Source organism: Corynebacterium accolens (assembly GCF_023520795.1).
GTDB classification, from domain to species: domain Bacteria; phylum Actinomycetota; class Actinomycetes; order Mycobacteriales; family Mycobacteriaceae; genus Corynebacterium; species Corynebacterium accolens.
Map to the genome: position 1 here is coordinate 1,053,070 of NZ_CP046605.1, position 16,054 is coordinate 1,069,123.

Genomic DNA, 16,054 nt, shown 5'->3' on the forward strand with positions numbered 1-16,054 from the left:
TGAAAGCTCCTAATTATCCGGGGAATGGTGCGTTGGGGCGGGCGTAGTAGATCCACACCAGCACGGTGGTGATGGCGAAGTAGACGGCGCAGCCCCAGAAGAACGTCGGTGCAGACATCATGGAAAGCAAGACACCTGCGACAAACGGGCCGAAGGCGCCGATGGCACCGGTCCAACCGATGACGCCGCCTGCTTGGCGCTTGGGCAAAATCATGGGCATTTGCTTAAACGTGCCGGCATTGCCCAGGCCAGTGAAGAAGAAGAATATGAGCATGGTGCCCAGGAACCACCAGACCTCATCGGGCTCGTCCGGGGTGAGGAAGAAGGTGGCCACGACGGTAAAGATGGTCATGCCCAGGCAGCCAATGAAGGTCCAGATGGCGCCGCCGAACTTATCGCACAGTGGACCCCACAGCGCGCGGACGAGCGCGCCGATGAGTGGTCCGAGGAAGGCGTAGCTTGCGCCGGCAGGAAGGTTGTCGTAGGCGCCGGCAAATTCGGAGCCTTCGCCGAAGATTTGGTTAATAAGCAGCGCGGTTTGCGCGGCGAAGCCGGAAAATGCGCCGAAGGTCATGAAGTAGACGACGGTAAGAATCCAAGTGTTCTTATTGCCAAAGATGTCCATCTGCTGGCGGAAATTCGCCTTCACGGGAACGTCCTTGAGCAGGGTCCATGCGAGGAATGCGCCGACGATGGCCCACGGGACCAAGAAGATGGCGGGGTTGTGAACAAAGATTTCGCCGTCGTCGGTGCGCTGCGGGGCAACAAAACCTACTCCCAACAAGGTAAAGCCCATGAGCCATGGGGCGACCAGCTGGATAAAGGAGATGCCGAAGTTACCGATGCCGGCCTGGATGCCCAGCGCGGTACCAGACAGGCGCTTGGGGAAGAAGTAGCCGGTCGAGGGCATGAATCCGGAGAAGACGCCGCCGCCGATGCCGGAGAGGAAAGCGAGGGTCATCAGCCACCAGTATGGGGTGGAGGAGTCCTGCACGGCGAAGAACCAGCCCAGCATGGGGATGATAAATAGCAGCGAAGAGCTGAAGACGAGCTTGCGTGTGCCCAGGATGGGCGGCAAGAACATGAAGATGAGGCGGAAGATACCGCAGGCCAATCCGGGGATGGCGGTCAGCCAGTAGAGCTGGCTGCGAGATAAGTCGAAACCGATCTGGTTCAACTGTGGGGCAATTGCCGATACGAGGTACCAGGTGGCAAAGCCAATGATAAGGACAAATGTGGAGATCCACAGCGTGCGCCAGGCAATTTTAGAGTCCCAGTGGTCAGAATCTTCTGGATCCCAGCCTTGGATGACTTTGCCTGAGGTATCAAGAGCAGTCATGATTTCCTCACAGATAGTAGGTCGTTCAACTCTTTAATCTACCGGCGACTATGCTCAAAAAGGTAAATAAAACCGATAAAATCCGTATCTAATTACGACACACAAATGTTGCGTAATTCTTGATCGATTCCGATGTTGCTGGTTAGCCCCGTGCCTCAAGTGTGTTGGTATCGAAAAAGGAATAATGTGATATTAACCACACTCTATAGTGGGGAAGGAATGAGACTCATGTCCCAAAGAAAGGCGCAGATAATCGTCAGTTCGGACCGCATTCTGGCCGGGGAAAAACCGAACCGCGCCGGGGAGAAAGCTGCAGAAATCCTGCGCGCCCACGACATCGATGTGGCACCACCCAGCATCGTGCCGGAGGGCTTTACACCCGTCGACGACGCGCTGCGCACCGCCGTGGATACCGGCACCGATATTGTCGTGATTATCGGCGGCACCGGCATCGGGGCGACGAACCTGACCCCAGAGGTCACCGAGCGCTATATCAAGGCCCGCCTCTATGGCCTAGAGACCCAGGTGCTCCTGCGCGGGCTCGAGTCCTCACCCAAGGCGGGCCTGTCCCGCGGGATCATCGGCATGACCGAGCACGGCGGCGGCAGCCTCATCATCAATTGCGCCTCATCCACCGGCGCCGTGGCAGATGCCCTTGGGGTTATTGCGCCGCTGCTTGCCGATGTCTTTCGCTCCCGCGGCGAATAATCTTTCCCTCACCGTCCCTTCGCGCTCACGGGGAGAGGGGAGTGTGGCTAGATTAGCCGTGCCGGTGAGCGCGAAGGGAGGGTGCGGCGGAATAGACTGCAATTCGGCCGGGGTATCGTAATCGCGTTCGGCACCGGTGCCGGCCACCTCGACGAAATCGGCGCCGCGGATAAGCCTTCGCACGGAGACATTGCGGGTGGACTCCAACGCACCTAGGCACCCAAAGAGCGCATCGGTATGCCACAGCGAACACAGCGGTTGTAAGTACCCATCTGCGGCGCGGGTAATCGCGGCACCGGCGGTGGGCGCGGCGTTTAGGGCGTCGTCAAGGCGCGGCAGCATCTGTGGGGAATCGGGAGCATCCACCGCGAAGATCGCCAGGCGCTCGCACTGGGAGAGTGCGCACGCACCGGCCTCGATGCCGGCGACGGGGCCACCAAAAAGCGGGGACTCGCACACCTGCGGCAGGCCGAGGTAGTGCGGGGAGATAACAATAGACGGCATGCCATAGGGAAGCTGGCGCCGCAGGCGGTCCACCAGGCGCAGGCCAAAGGCGCGCACCTGCGCCTTATCGGCCCCGCCCATGCGGCGCGATTGCCCGCCGGCCAGAATGATCGCGCCGTCCATTAAGCCTCCGGGAGGGTCCTAGACCAATCGCCGGAGCGCCCGCCCGACTTCGCCACGATGCCGCACCGGCGAATATACGCGGAGCGATCGACGCCCTTGACCATGTCAATGAGCGCCAAAGCAGCAACGTTGACCGCGGTCAGTGCCTCCATTTCCACGCCGGTGCGGTCGGCGGTGCGCACGGTGGCGGTGATCTTCACGTGGGCATCGGCAAGCTCGAGATCCACCGCGCAGCCATGCACGCCGATGGTGTGCGCGAGCGGCAGGAGCTCTGGGACCTTCTTCGCCGCGGAAATGCCGGCGATGCGCGCGACCGCCAGGACGTCGCCCTTGGGCACGGTGCCCTCGCGCAGCGCGGTCATGACCTCCGGAGAACAGGCGACCTCGCCCTCGGCGGTGGCGGTGCGCACGGTCGGTTGCTTCTCGGTCACATCGACCATGTAGGCGGTGCCGGCGGAATTGAGGTGGGTAAACTCCATGAAAAATTCTCCTCGTTAGTACAGATAGACGGTGGCTTCTTCGCCCGCCGCGGGGGCGGGTCCATCAATGATGCAATACCCATTCGTACCGGCCAGCGAGACCACGCGGTGGCTGCCGCGGCTTAACGCGCCAGTAATCCTGGGCTTTCCCGCAAAACTTACGGTTACAGGAACGATGAAGGGGCGCGTGCTTGCGGGTGGCAGTGGCACCGCCACCTCCGCACGCACCTGCACGGTCTCGCGCGGATGTGGCTGGCCCGATAAGGCGGCGATAAGCGGGCGGGCATAAAGCTGGAAACCAACGAAAGCCGCCACCGGATTGCCCGGCAGCGCAAGCACTGGAACACCCCGCCACGTGCCGATGCCCTGCGGCGCGCCGGGCCGCTGATGAACGTGCCCGAACCACGAATTATCGCCCGCGCCCAGCACGCAGTGCACCACGTCGAAGGCACCGGCCGATACCCCGCCGGAGGTAATGATGAGGTCGTGGGATGCGCTGAGCTCATCGAGCAATCTGGATAACTCCGCGGGGTCGTCGCCGACGTGGAAGTAGGACTCCGTGTGGGCGAGGGAGGCGAGCATCGGCCCATTGGAATCTGGCAGGCGCCCTGGGGAAAGCTCGTCTGGATACGAAGAAAGCTCATTGCCGGAAGAAATCACCGCAATGTGTGGGCGCCGGTAGGCCTGCACCGAATAGATGCCGGTGGATATAAGCGCTGCAATAACCGCGGCATTCGCGGTGGTCCCGGCCGTAGCAACGACGGTGCCTGGCCGTATATCTTCGCCGGCGGGGCGGATATGCGTTTTTGCGGGCGCTTCGGTAATGGTGACCTCGCGCGGCAGCTCCGTAGGCCCGGGCGGGACGGTGGTGTTTTCTACTGGGACGACGAGCAGGCCAGCGGTATCACCCACCGGCGCACCGGTCATGATGCGAACGGCCTGGCCGGCGGGAACTTCCTGAGCGGTTGCACCGGCGGGGACATCGCCTGCGACCGGCAGCGTCCACGGGCCCGTGCCCGAAATATCAGTGGCGCGGACGAGGAATCCATCCATGGCGGAATTAGCAAACGGCGGGACGGGAAAACGCGCGGTGGCATCCTCCGCTAATACCCGGCCGCGTAGTGCTGGGCCCACGGGAACGGACTCTGCGCGCGGGGCCGGCGCCAGCGCCAGAACCGCGGAAAGGTGCTCAGAAATGGAACGCGATGCGGACATAAATAATTAGATTAGCCGCCAATGGCAGACATGGGACGATCCGGCTGTAAAAAGCCTTCATCATCAATGCCGTGGCCGGGTTTCTTCGTCCACATTTCCCCGGCCCATGCCTCCATCAACTCCTCGTCGCTGGCCCCGGAGCGCATGAGATCCCGCAATTGAGTTTCGGAATTGCCAAAAAGGCAGTTGCGCACGGCGCCATCGGTGGTCAGCCGGGTGCGGTCGCAGTCGCCACAGAAGGGATGGGTTACCGAGGCGATAATGCCCAGCTTGCCGGCGGTGCCATCGGGGGCGATAGCATCCCACAACGCGGCCGGGGCCGATCCGCGCGGCTCCCGCGCCGGGCGCATGGAAAAGTGGTCCTGGAGCCTGAGCAAAATATCATCGGCGGTGACCATGTCTTCGCGGCGCCACTTCTCGCGCGGGCCGAGTGGCATCTGCTCGATAAAGCGCAGCTGCGCACCCTGGTGCAGGGCGTAGTCCGCCAGCGGGACGATATCTTCCTCGTTGACGCCGGGCATGACCACGGCATTGATCTTGACGGGATTCAAGCCGGCATCCGCCGCGGCGGCGATGGCCTCGAGCACGTGGGATAGGCGGTCGCGGCGGGTGAGCGCGGCATAGCGCTGAGGATCGATGGTATCCAGCGAGATATTGATGCGGTCGAGCCCCGCGGCGGCAAGCTTTGCGGCGCGCTTTTCCAGGCCCAACCCATTGGTGGTCAGTGCCGTGGACGGTGCGATGCCTTCATCCGTGGTGAGTTCCTTGGTGGCGGCGATGATATCTGCCAAGGATTTGCGCAACAGCGGTTCGCCGCCGGTAAAGCGCACCTGGCGGATGCCGAGCTTTTCCACGCCGAGGCGGATAAGCCGGATGGTTTCTTCATCGGATAGCGTTTGCTGCGTGGGCATCCACTCTAAGCCTTCGGCCGGCATGCAGTACGTGCAGCGCAGGTTGCAGCGATCCGTAAGCGACACGCGCAGGTCGCGGGCCCTGCGGCCGTAGCGATCAACCAAGGCGCGGGTGCCGTCGCTTGCTGCGGCAGGTAAGTCCTCCGGCGGCTGCGACCGGCCCACGGTGGGCAGGGGCAGGGAGACCGCTGAAGAAGAAGGCGTTGGTGAAGTCATTGCTGCCAGTCTAAGAGTGGGGAACAAGGTACACCAAGCTACAACGCCACCTGGCCGGGGATTATTCCTCGTTTTCCCGGTTAAAATCGCTTTCGTCGATATCGTCAAGGCGCTGGGCTTCACCCGGGCCCTTAAGGCGGATGATGTTGTAATCGCCTTCGGCCAAGTGGGCGCGTAAATCCTTCTTATCGAACTTGCCCACTGACGTCTTATCGATGGATTTTACGAAGGTCCAGTACTCCGGAAGCATCCAGCTGGGCAATTCCTTGCGCAGGCTCTGGCGCAATTTTTCGGCCGTTTCGATGGTGGGAGAGGCTTGTTCATCCAAGACGGTCACGGCGAGGGGGCGTTCCACCCATTGCTTATCGGGGTAGCCGATCACCGCGGCTTCCACCACATCGGAATTGGCCATGATGAGGTTTTCCAGCTGTACCGAATAGATCCACTCGCCGCCGGAGCGGATGACATCGCGGGCGCGGTCCTCAACGGTAAGAAAGCCGTCCTTCGTCACGGAACCGACATCGCCGGTGCGCAACCAACCATCCGCGGTGAACTTGGATTCCGCGGCCTCGACCGGCTTGCCGCGGAACTCGGAAGCCACTTCACCCGGCTCAGCGGTGGGGGAATGATAATAAGAACCGGTCACAAGGTTGCCACGCACCTGGAGCTCACCGGCATTGCGGTCGGTCTTCGATACCACTTGGCCGTCATTGACCACGCGGTATTGCAGCGAGGCGGCGATCTTTCCCTGGGAGATGCGATAAGCCCAGCGGGTATCGCCGGACGCTCCCTGTGGCGGGCGGGCGACGCTGCCGACCGTTGAGGTTTCCACCATGCCCCAGACGTGCACGACGTCGACGCCGTAATGCTCCTCCCACATCTTAATAAGCTGCGGCGGCACAGGTGAGCCGCCAGCGAAAATCTCCGTCAGCGTCATGCGCTCTGGCGGATTGTGCATGTAGTGCACGAAAAGCTGGATCCAGATGGTGGGCACGCCGTGGGCCACGCGCGGCGACGTGGCCGCAATGACCTTGGCAAGGGTGGGGGCGGAAACATCGGCATCGGGAAGCACGAGCGGGGTACCCGTCATGAAACACGTAAAGGGAACGCCCCAGCTCAGCACGTGGTAGATGGGGATGCAGCACAGGAAGGTTTCGCCGTGGGTAATGCACAGCGAATCCGAGGAACGCAGCTGCATGGCCTCGAGGTACAGCGAGCGGTGGGAATATAAAACGCCCTTCGGCGCGCCGGTGGTGCCGGTGGAATAGCACAAAGCGGCGGCAGTGCGCTCATCGAGCTCGGGCCAATCGTAGATGGTAGAGCGGCCATCCAACAGCGCCTCGTAGGAATAAAACTCGATGCCGCGCGGGAAATGGTGGGCGAAGCGCTGCGGCGATTGGGAGCCGGTGAAAATAACCGAATGCACGGATGGCGCGCCGTGTAAAACCGTGCCCAATTGCGGGGCGAGGCGGGGATCACACACGATGACGGAGACCTCAGCGTGGCTAATGATGTGCCGGATCTGGTCATTCATCAACTGCTTATTCAGCGGGGTAAAAACCGCGCCCTTGCAGGCGGAGCCAAACATGACCTCGAGGTGCTCGGCGCAATTCCACATGAAGCTGCCCACCCGCTGATCGCCGGTAATGCCGAGATCATCGTGCAAAACATGGGCAAAGGCGGCCGCGCGGGCGGCGATATCGCGGAAGGTGACCTTTTCTGCGGGGCCAAACTCGGATCCGGTGCCCTCACCGTGCCAGGTGGTAACAGTGGTATTGCCGTGCACTGACGCGCCGTATTCCAAAATACGGGTTAGAGACAGGGGAATATCCATCATCGTGGAAAGCATGCTTCCACTGTAGCGGTGTCCAAGTACTCACGGTGTAGCTAATGCGCTATACTTGCGTTCGACTGATAGGAAAGCGGGAAAATCTTCCCAGTCCTATGCAATCGGGCCCAGTGACAGGTCCCATCGTTAAACATTGCCCACAGTCGTTTCTTGAATTCTTCCGCCCCCGCGTACTAGCTACAAGGGGGAATTCCCATACGGTAACCGGAAGAGGCCTCATGCTTATTGCCCGGCAGGGTGCGCTAGCGCCTTGGCACGAGGGCGAAAAGATAAGAAAAATACACATCGGCTTCCAGTGCACCCGCCCAAGCTTCCCTGAAGTGGGGGAGGGCGGATCCCAACTATGGACCTGGTCAAGCAACGAAAGGATATCCGTGAGCGATACGGACAACACCGCGGCACAGGATCTCGCATCCCTGAAGCTGCCGGAATTGCGCAAAATGGCCGCCGAGCGCGGCCTTCGCGGCGTCTCTGCCCTGCGCAAAGGGGATCTCATCACCGCCATTAAAACCGGTCAGGTTCCCCCAAAGGCGAAGGCAAAAATAGAGCAGGCAGAAAAGGCCGAGAAGGCCGAGAAACCCGCTAAGGATGCGGCGCCTGCCAAGCAGAAAGATAAGCCGTCTAAGAAAGACGATCGCGGCCAGAGCGATAACGGCAAGTCCGGCGACCAGCAGGACAATCGCGACAAAGACCGCAAGGACAACGGCGACGACCAACGCTATGAATCGCGGTCGCAGGCCCGCCGTGCCCGCCGCAACCGCGCCCGCCGCCAGGAGCGCCAAGAGCAGGACGATAATAACCGCGGCGAGAATAACCGGAGTGACAACAACCGGGGCGAGGGACAGAACCAGAACCAGAATCGCCACCAGGATCGCCGCGATGACTCCCAGGATGGCTCCGATAATCAGGGAGACAAGCAGGGCGAGAAGAACGGCGATAATAATCACCGCAATAATCGCAATGACGATAATAATTTTGACCGCGGCAACCGCCGTGGCCGCCGCAACCGCCGGAATCGCCGAGGTGGCCGGGGTAATAATGATAACCACGGCGGCGGCAATGACCTGCAGGTACGCGAGGGCGATGAGCTGCAGGCAGTCGGCGGCATCTTGGATGTCGTAGACAATAACGTCTCCTTCCTGCGCACCACTGGGTACCGTGCGGGCGATGCGGATGTCTTTGTTAATAAGAACATCGTGCGCCGGCTGGGCCTGCGCTCCGGTGATGCCATTACCGGTCAGGTGAAGGTGGCTGGGCCTACCCACACCCACGGCAATGGCCGCAACCGCCGCAAGTACAACCAGTTGGTGCAGGTCGATACCGTCAATGGGATCGAACCGGAAGAGGCCAAGCAGCGCCCGCACTTTAATAAGCTCACGCCGCTGTATCCCAACCAGCGCCTGCGCTTGGAAACGGATCCAAAGATCCTGACAACCCGCGTCATCGACCTGATCATGCCGATTGGTAAGGGCCAGCGCGCGCTCATCGTCTCGCCGCCGAAGGCCGGTAAGACCACGATTTTGCAAAACATCGCGAATGCGATCGCCACCAATAACCCTGAGTGTTACCTCATGGTTGTGCTGGTGGATGAGCGCCCCGAAGAGGTCACGGACATGCAGCGCTCCGTGAAGGGTGAGGTCATTTCTTCGACCTTTGACCGCCCGCCATCAGAGCACACCTCCGTTTCCGAGCTGGCCATCGAGCGCGCTAAGCGCTTGGTGGAGCAGGGCAAGGACGTCGTGGTGCTGCTGGATTCCATTACCCGCCTGGGCCGCGCCTACAACAACTCCTCCCCGGCATCGGGCCGCATCCTGTCTGGTGGTGTGGATTCCAATGCGCTCTACCCGCCAAAGCGCTTCTTGGGCGCTGCCCGCAATATCGAAGAGGGCGGTTCGCTCACCATCATCGCCACCGCGATGGTGGAGACCGGTTCGACCGGCGATACCGTCATCTTCGAGGAATTCAAGGGCACGGGCAACGCGGAACTGAAGCTGGACCGCGGGATCTCGGAACGCCGCGTATTCCCAGCTGTGGATGTCAACCCCTCCGGAACCCGCAAGGACGAGCTCCTGCTGGTGCCTGAAGAGGCGCGCATCATGACCAAACTGCGCCGCATCCTGTCGGCCCTGGATTCCCACCAGGCAATTGACCTGTTGATTAAGCAGCTTAAGAAGACCCGCTCGAATGGCGAGTTCCTCATGCAGGTGGCTTCTTCTGCACCGATGGCTGCGGATAAGGACGAGGAAGACTATGTCTAATCAAGTTTCCATGGTTGATGACATTGTGTCGGAATACCAGGGCATTGAAATGCAGATGGGCGACCCAGAAATCGCCGGCGATCAGCAGGCTTTTCGCAAGCTGTCCAAGCGGTACGCGGAGCTGCGCCCCATCATCAAGGTCAACGAGGAGCTGACCCAGGCGCGCGAGGATCTCGCGGACGCCAAGGAGATGGCTTATGAAGACCACGACTTCCAGGAAGAAGCGGACCGCCTAGCAGCGTCCGTGGAAGAGCTGGAAGAAAAGCTGGCTGACCTGCTCGCCCCGCGCGATGAGCAGGACTCGGAAGACATCATCATGGAGATCAAGGCCGGCGCCGGCGGCGAAGAGGCCGCGCTCTTTGCCGGCGACTTGGCCCGCATGTACGAGCGTTTTGCCGATAAGATCGACTTTAAGTGGGAGGTCTTGGGCCTTAACGAGTCCGATTTGGGCGGCGTAAAGGACATGACCATTTCCTTCCGCGCTAAGTCTCCGACGCGCGATGGCGCGTGGTCCGTCTTCAAATTCGAGGGCGGCGTGCACCGCGTGCAGCGCGTGCCGGTCACGGAATCGCAGGGCCGCATCCAGACCTCCGCTGCTGGCGTGCTGGTGTACCCGGAGCCCGAAGAGGTGGAATCGGTCAATATCGATGACAAGGATATCCGCGTCGATGTGTACCGCTCCTCCGGTAAGGGTGGTCAGGGCGTGAACACCACCGACTCCGCGGTGCGCATTACCCACCTGCCCACGGGGTTGATTGTTACCTGCCAGAAGGAACGTTCGCAGATCCAGAACAAGGCCCGCGCCCTGCAGGTGCTGCAGGCCCGCCTGGATCAGATGGAACGCGAGGCTCGCGAGGCCGAGGCTGGCGAGCAGCGCGCCTCCCAGGTGCGCACCATGGATCGCTCCGAGCGCGTGCGCACCTACAACTGGCCCGAAAACCGCATCACGGATCACCGCATTGGCTACAAGGCCAATAACCTGGATTCCGTGTTGAACGGCGATATGCAGGATCTCATCAAGGCCCTGCAGGACCAAGAGCGCGCCGAGCGCCTTGAGTCCGAGGGGTAATCGCGGTCGATGGAATCGTACGGTGAGGCGCTGCGCCATGGGGTGCAGCGCCTTCGCGTTGCTGGAGTAGGAAGCCCCGAGTGGGATACGCGGATCCTCATCTCCCACCTCATTCACTGTGGGCATTTGGACATTCCGCTGCATGAGCCGCCCATGCCCGGCTTTGACGTGGCCTTCCAGGCGCTATTGCGCAGGCGGGAACAGCGCGAGCCGCTGCAATACGTGCTGGGTACGGCGTGGTTTGGGCCCTTGGAATTGAAGGTGGGCCCAGGCGTGTTCATCCCGCGCCCGGAAACGGAGGTGATGGCGGACTGGGCGGTCCACCACGCCCCCGGCCCGCGCATGGTGGATTTGTGCTCCGGCTCGGGCGCGCTGGCGTTGTACCTGCAGCATTACGTACCACAGGCGGAGGTTAAGGCGGTAGAGCTTTCCGATGCCGCCCTCGAGTTCACCCGCGCCAATACTCTCCGCACCGGGGTAGAGGTGGTGCAGGCGGATGCGACCGACAGCCAGGCACTGGCGGACTGGAATGGCACGGTCGATCTTGTGGTGAGCAACCCGCCATACGTTCCGGAAGATCCGAACCTGCAGCCGGAGGTGTATCACGATCCGCACGTGGCCGTCTTCGGTGGCGATGACGGCATGGGAGTAATCCGCGGGTTGATTCCCACCATCGCCAGGCTATTGCGCCCCGGCGGGGTCATGGCGATTGAACACGACGATACGACTGGCGATGCCGTGCGCGATGCGGTGCGTGACCACGGTGGCTTTTCCAATATCGCTCCGCTTAAGGACTTAACAGGCACGCCGCGCTTTATTACCGCACAGCGCGCGGTAGACTAAGGCATCACCGTCGGGCAAGAAGGGGATTATTGATGCAAGGAAAAATTTATAATTGCGCCGATGACGCCGAGCGTGAGGAAGGCGTGAGCATCGCCACCAAGGCCGCCAAGTCTGGGCGGCTCGTGGTCATGCCCACCGATACGCTGTACGGTTTGGGCTGCGATGCTTTCGATAATGACGCGGTAGCTAACCTGCTCGCCACCAAGCAGCGCGGGCCGGATATGCCAGTTCCCGTGCTCGTCGGCTCGTGGAATACCGTGCGCGGACTCGTCGCCTCGTACCCCGATTCCACCCGCGACCTCGTCGAGGCCTTTTGGCCAGGCGGGCTATCCATCGTCGTGCCGCAGGCGCCCTCCTTGCCATGGAATTTAGGCGATACCCGCGGCACCGTCATGCTGCGGATGCCCCTTCACCCGATTGCCATCGAGCTCTTGCGCGAGGTAGGACCGATGGCGGTTTCATCTGCCAATATCTCCGGACACCAACCACCAACTACGGCGCAAATGGCCAAGGACCAATTGGGCAAGGCCGTGACCGTGTACTTGGACGGGGGAGAGACGGACATCGGCAAGCCCTCGACCATTATCGATCTCTCCGGCGACCATCCATACCTGCTGCGGGAGGGTGCATTATCCGCAGAGGAGATCGGTGAGGTCCTCGGCGTCTCCGCTGATTCCCTGCGGACCCGGCCCCAAGGATAGAAGGAGCATTTCGCGTGAGCGGCACTGGCGTACCGCTGCGCGAGTTGGCCTTGGTCATCCTCGTTGCAGCGACATTTACCTACCTGACCACCGGCGTGGTGCGATCCTTTTTGGTCCGCACGGGCCGGGTGGCAGAAATTCGCCTGCGCGATTCCCACTCTCAGCCCACGCCCCGCATGGGCGGGCTCGCCATGTTTACCGGCTTCGGTGCGGCGATATTCCTCGCAGCCCAGCTTCCAGCCTTGACTCGCGGGTTTATGCCCGTCACCCCGGAGATGAGCGCGGTGATGTGGGCGGCGCTGGCCATCGTGCTTGTCGGCGTTGCCGATGACTACTTGGAGCTCGGCGCCCTCATCAAGCTTTTCGGGCAGCTCTTTGCCGCTGCGCTCATGAGTGGCCTGGGCCTGACGTGGACGCTACTTTTTATCCCCTTCGGCGGCGGGACCACGGTAGTGCTCGACCAGATTCAAAGCACCCTGCTTACCGCGTTTTTCACCGTACTCCTTATCAATGCCATCAACTTTGTTGACGGCCTCGATGGCCTCGCAGCAGGACTTGGCCTCATCGCCGGTGGTGCCATCTTGGTCTTTTCGCTCACCGTTCTGCATGACCAGGGCGGGGCTGTATCGGCGTATCCACCCGCTATCATCAGCGCCGCGTTGGTGGGGATGTGCGCGGGCTTTTTGCCCCATAACTTTGAACCCTCGCGAATCTTTATGGGCGATTCCGGCTCCATGCTCATTGGACTCTTGCTCGCCGCGGCGTCTACTTCGGCCTCCGGCAAGATCAATATGTCCCTGTACGGCACCGTGGACATGGTGGCGCTTATGTCACCCATCCTCGTGGTGATCGCAGCGGTGTTTATTCCAGTCTTAGACCTTGTCTGGGCGGTTATTCGCCGCCTGTCCCAGGGCCGTTCGCCATTTTCTGCGGATAAGGCGCATATCCACCACCGCCTGTTGTCGTTGGGGCATACGCACCGGCGCACTGTGCTCGTGCTGTACCTCTGGGTATCCGCGGTGGCCTTTGGCGCGGTGTCTTTTTCCATCGTGCCGGCCCCGGTAGCGGTCGGCTTGTCCATCACGGCATTATTGGTTGCCTTTGGCGCGACCTTGATTCCACTGCGGCAGGGCAAGATTGGCCTCCGGTCATCGGATGATTGCGTATTGCATGACTCTGCGAGCGCGTGATGTAGGGTGAATGTCCGTGAGTGACACAACGGAAAATGCTAATTTCGATGACCCGCGCGTGCCGCTGCAGCGCGCCGTAAAGAAAGGGGCTACCGCTCTCGGCATCTTTACCATCATTTCCCTCGCCGTCTGGGGAGGGGCACAAGGTGTGGCCGGGCTCTGGGGCGTTATCGTCGGTGCTGCTCTCGGCGGCGGCTTTGTCTTGTTTACCGCGCTGTCGGTCCTCTTTACCGCGAACTCGACACCCTCAACCACTATCGCGGTGGTATTGGGCGGCTGGCTTATCAAGCTGATCGTGCTTATCGGCGTGCTAGCCATTATCCGGGACATGGATTTCTATGACACGTGGGCGCTCTTTCTTACCGTCGTCGTCGCGCTCATCGTTACCTTAGGCTCGGAAGTCTGGGCCGTGGTCACCTCTCGGGTCACCTACGTGTCCTAATTCGTGCCCACATTAGGGCTTAGCCGTCGCGCACTGGGGTGGTGCGCGGCGGCCTTTTTATGCCTGCATGCTGGCATTAATGGAAGGTGACCACCCCCGAGGAGGTGTGTCGGCTCGGGGATGTGATCAAATGCACGTTTGTGAATTAGGCAGGAATAACGCGGTTTTGTCTGCCAAAAGGCGGATATGGCGGTATCGGGTGTGGCTTATGGGGCCCCCACGTGCGAAAACTGTCGATCCAGCTGATACGATTTGCTTCGGGTTACCGCGGGGTTAAGTGTTGCGCTTTTATCCTGCACGGTAAATCCCTGTCTTGTTCACGCTGATGTGCGACGGAGTCCGTGTTCAAGGCAGAGAGTTTGAGACGTCCATCGCACCACAGAAGCCAGCTATTGGCTGTGTGGCCCGAACACGGGAGAGAACGCTGAGCGTTACAACATTGGCTATGAAAGGGCACTTCCATACGCCCGATCTAGGTGAAGAATTCTTCCCGGGGCAAATTGATGCCGACCATCTGTTTTTCGGTGACTTCGCCGACGGATGGTTCGCGCTTGATCGCCTGATGCTGATTCGCATTTTGATGACGCTAATTGTGGTGATCCTTTTCTGGGCTGCCTTTAAGAACCCTAAGTTGGTTCCTTCTGGCATTCAGAATGTGGGCGAGAACGCGGTCGACTTCGTCCGCGTCCACATCGCCGAGGACATTTTGGGTAAGAAGGAGGGAAAGCGATTCCTGCCAATTATCGCTAGCATCTTCTTCGCGGTTCTGTTTATGAACGTCGCGACCGTTATCCCGGGACTTAACGTCTCGCCCAACGGTCGTATTGGTATGCCAATTGTGTTGGCAGCCGTTTCGTACATCGTCATGATTTACGCCGGCGCCAAGCGCTACGGCTTTGGTAAGTTCATTCGCTCCTCCGTAGTGATTCCGAACTTGCCACCGGCATTGCACCTTTTGGTGGTACCGATTGAGTTCTTCTCTACGTTCATTCTGCGACCGGTTACCCTTGCAATTCGTCTCATGGCGAACTTCCTTGCTGGACACATCATCCTGGTTCTTCTCTTCTCTGCTACGAACTTCTTCTTCTGGCAGCTAAATGGTTGGACCGTCCTGTCTGGGCTGACCGTGGTCTTGGGCTTGGCTATGAGCTTGTTCGAGATTCTGGTTATCTTCTTGCAGGCGTACATCTTCGCTTTGTTGACGGCGGTGTACATCGAGTTGTCCTTGCACGCTGATTCGCACTAAGGACGAGGTCGACGAGCGCGACCGAGTAATCCACCTAATTAAACAACACTGACATTCGGTCCGGTTCGGACTGAAGATTTTTACGAAAGGGAACGACTTTCACCATGAACGAAATCATTCTGGCACAGGATGCTGCTACGACGTTCGAAGGCTTCGGCACCATCGGCTACGGCTTGGCTGCTATCGGCCCAGGTATCGGTATCGGCATCGTCGCCGGCAAGACCGTTGAGGCTATGGCTCGCCAGCCGGAGATGGCCGGCCAGCTGCGTACCACCATGTTCCTGGGTATCGCCTTCACCGAGGCCCTGGCCCTTATCGGCCTGGTTGCCGGCTTCCTGTTCTAAAAGTACGAGTTTTCCAAACCGAAACTTTTAAGACGGGAGACCTATGAATAACGTCGTTTATATGCTTGCAGCAGAGGGCGAGGAGAACCCAGGTTCGGGTAGCTTCTCCGTTCTTCTGCCCAAGAACTATGACATTTTCTGGTCTTTGCTGTGCTTCATCGTAATTCTCTGGTTGTTCTGGAAGTTCGTGCTTCCTCGTTACACCAAGTTGCTCGAAGAGCGTGAAGACCGGATTGAGGGCGGCATGAAGCGCGCTGAGGCCCAGCAGGCCGAGGCCAAGGCTGCTCTAGAAAAGTACAATGCTCAGCTGGCTGATGCCCGCGCAGAGGCAGCCGAGATCCGCGAGCAGGCGCGCGAGCGCGGCAAGCAGATCGAGGCTGACGCGAAGAGCCAAGCGGAAGAGGAATCCCGCCGCATCGTCGCCAATGGCGAAAAGCAGTTGGAAGCTTCTCGTGCGCAGGTTGTTACTGAGCTGCGTTCCGAAATGGGACAGAACTCCATCAACCTGGCAGAAAAGATTCTGGGCGGCGAGCTTTCTGACGCTTCCAAGAAGTCCTCTACCATCGATGGCTTTTTGTCCGAGCTCGACTCTGTGGCACCGGCCGGAAAGTAGGCAA

Annotated in this window: 16 protein-coding genes; 10 read left to right on the forward strand and 6 right to left on the reverse strand. The window is 60.3% G+C overall.

The annotated features are described in order from the left end of the window. Positions 1-13 precede the first annotated feature (13 nt). Positions 14-1,339 (reverse strand): nitrate/nitrite transporter, encoded by a 1,326-nt coding sequence (locus CACC_RS05055; protein ID WP_005280182.1) that lies wholly within the window; start codon positions 1,337-1,339, stop codon positions 14-16. A gap of 228 nt (positions 1,340-1,567) precedes the next feature. Between CACC_RS05055 and CACC_RS05060 the strand changes: the two genes are divergently transcribed. After that, entirely contained in the window at positions 1,568-2,047 is a 480-nt protein-coding gene (locus CACC_RS05060) for a molybdopterin-binding protein (RefSeq protein ID WP_237791981.1), read from the forward strand. Here the strand turns inward: CACC_RS05060 and mobA are convergent. From mobA to CACC_RS05085, 5 genes are all read right to left on the reverse strand, one after another. Then, complete coding sequence (mobA, locus tag CACC_RS05065; protein WP_005280184.1) at positions 1,967-2,674, reverse strand: molybdenum cofactor guanylyltransferase; 708 nt, start codon at positions 2,672-2,674, stop codon at positions 1,967-1,969. The genes CACC_RS05060 and mobA overlap by 81 nt on opposite strands. Continuing rightward, positions 2,674-3,153, reverse strand: a complete 480-nt coding sequence (moaC, locus tag CACC_RS05070; RefSeq protein ID WP_005280185.1) for a cyclic pyranopterin monophosphate synthase MoaC — start codon at positions 3,151-3,153, stop codon at positions 2,674-2,676. Before moaC ends, mobA begins: the two co-directional genes overlap by 1 nt. A gap of 15 nt (positions 3,154-3,168) precedes the next feature. After that, a complete protein-coding gene (locus CACC_RS05075) occupies positions 3,169-4,368 on the reverse strand; it encodes a molybdopterin molybdotransferase MoeA (RefSeq protein ID WP_005280186.1) in 1,200 nt (399 codons plus the stop codon). An 11-nt stretch (positions 4,369-4,379) separates the two neighbouring features. Beyond that, positions 4,380-5,495 carry a GTP 3',8-cyclase MoaA gene (gene moaA / locus CACC_RS05080; protein ID WP_005280187.1) on the reverse strand — a complete coding sequence of 372 codons (1,116 nt, stop codon included), beginning with the start codon at positions 5,493-5,495 and terminating at the stop codon, positions 4,380-4,382. Positions 5,496-5,556: 61 nt separating this feature from the next. Beyond that, complete coding sequence (locus CACC_RS05085; RefSeq protein WP_005280188.1) at positions 5,557-7,344, reverse strand: long-chain fatty-acid--CoA ligase; 1,788 nt, start codon at positions 7,342-7,344, stop codon at positions 5,557-5,559. A gap of 374 nt (positions 7,345-7,718) precedes the next feature. Between CACC_RS05085 and rho the strand changes: the two genes are divergently transcribed. The 9 genes from rho (at position 7,719) to CACC_RS05130 (ending at position 16,050) form a co-directional block, all read left to right on the forward strand. Continuing rightward, positions 7,719-9,602, forward strand: a complete 1,884-nt coding sequence (rho, locus tag CACC_RS05090; protein WP_035108616.1) for a transcription termination factor Rho — start codon at positions 7,719-7,721, stop codon at positions 9,600-9,602. Then, entirely contained in the window at positions 9,595-10,671 is a 1,077-nt protein-coding gene (gene prfA, locus CACC_RS05095) for a peptide chain release factor 1 (protein ID WP_035108617.1), read from the forward strand. The genes rho and prfA overlap by 8 nt, the downstream gene beginning before the upstream one ends. A gap of 9 nt (positions 10,672-10,680) precedes the next feature. After that, entirely contained in the window at positions 10,681-11,514 is an 834-nt protein-coding gene (gene prmC, locus CACC_RS05100) for a peptide chain release factor N(5)-glutamine methyltransferase (RefSeq protein ID WP_005280191.1), read from the forward strand. Between the two features lie 32 nt (positions 11,515-11,546). After that, positions 11,547-12,215: an L-threonylcarbamoyladenylate synthase gene (locus tag CACC_RS05105; RefSeq protein ID WP_005280192.1), complete on the forward strand. Its 669-nt coding sequence runs from the start codon at positions 11,547-11,549 to the stop codon at positions 12,213-12,215. A gap of 14 nt (positions 12,216-12,229) precedes the next feature. After that, on the forward strand, positions 12,230-13,405 hold the full coding sequence (locus CACC_RS05110) for an MraY family glycosyltransferase (protein WP_005280193.1): 1,176 nt from the start codon (positions 12,230-12,232) through the stop codon (positions 13,403-13,405). 10 nt (positions 13,406-13,415) lie between these two features. Then, positions 13,416-13,847, forward strand: coding sequence for a Cg1360 family ATP-synthase-associated protein (locus tag CACC_RS05115; protein WP_005280194.1), 432 nt, complete (start codon positions 13,416-13,418; stop codon positions 13,845-13,847). Between the two features lie 445 nt (positions 13,848-14,292). Beyond that, a complete protein-coding gene (gene atpB / locus CACC_RS05120; RefSeq protein ID WP_005280195.1) occupies positions 14,293-15,093 on the forward strand; it encodes a F0F1 ATP synthase subunit A in 801 nt (266 codons plus the stop codon). A 104-nt stretch (positions 15,094-15,197) separates the two neighbouring features. After that, a complete protein-coding gene (locus tag CACC_RS05125; RefSeq protein ID WP_005280196.1) occupies positions 15,198-15,437 on the forward strand; it encodes an ATP synthase F0 subunit C in 240 nt (79 codons plus the stop codon). Positions 15,438-15,480: 43 nt separating this feature from the next. Continuing rightward, on the forward strand, positions 15,481-16,050 hold the full coding sequence (locus CACC_RS05130) for a F0F1 ATP synthase subunit B (protein ID WP_005280197.1): 570 nt from the start codon (positions 15,481-15,483) through the stop codon (positions 16,048-16,050). Positions 16,051-16,054 lie beyond the last annotated feature (4 nt).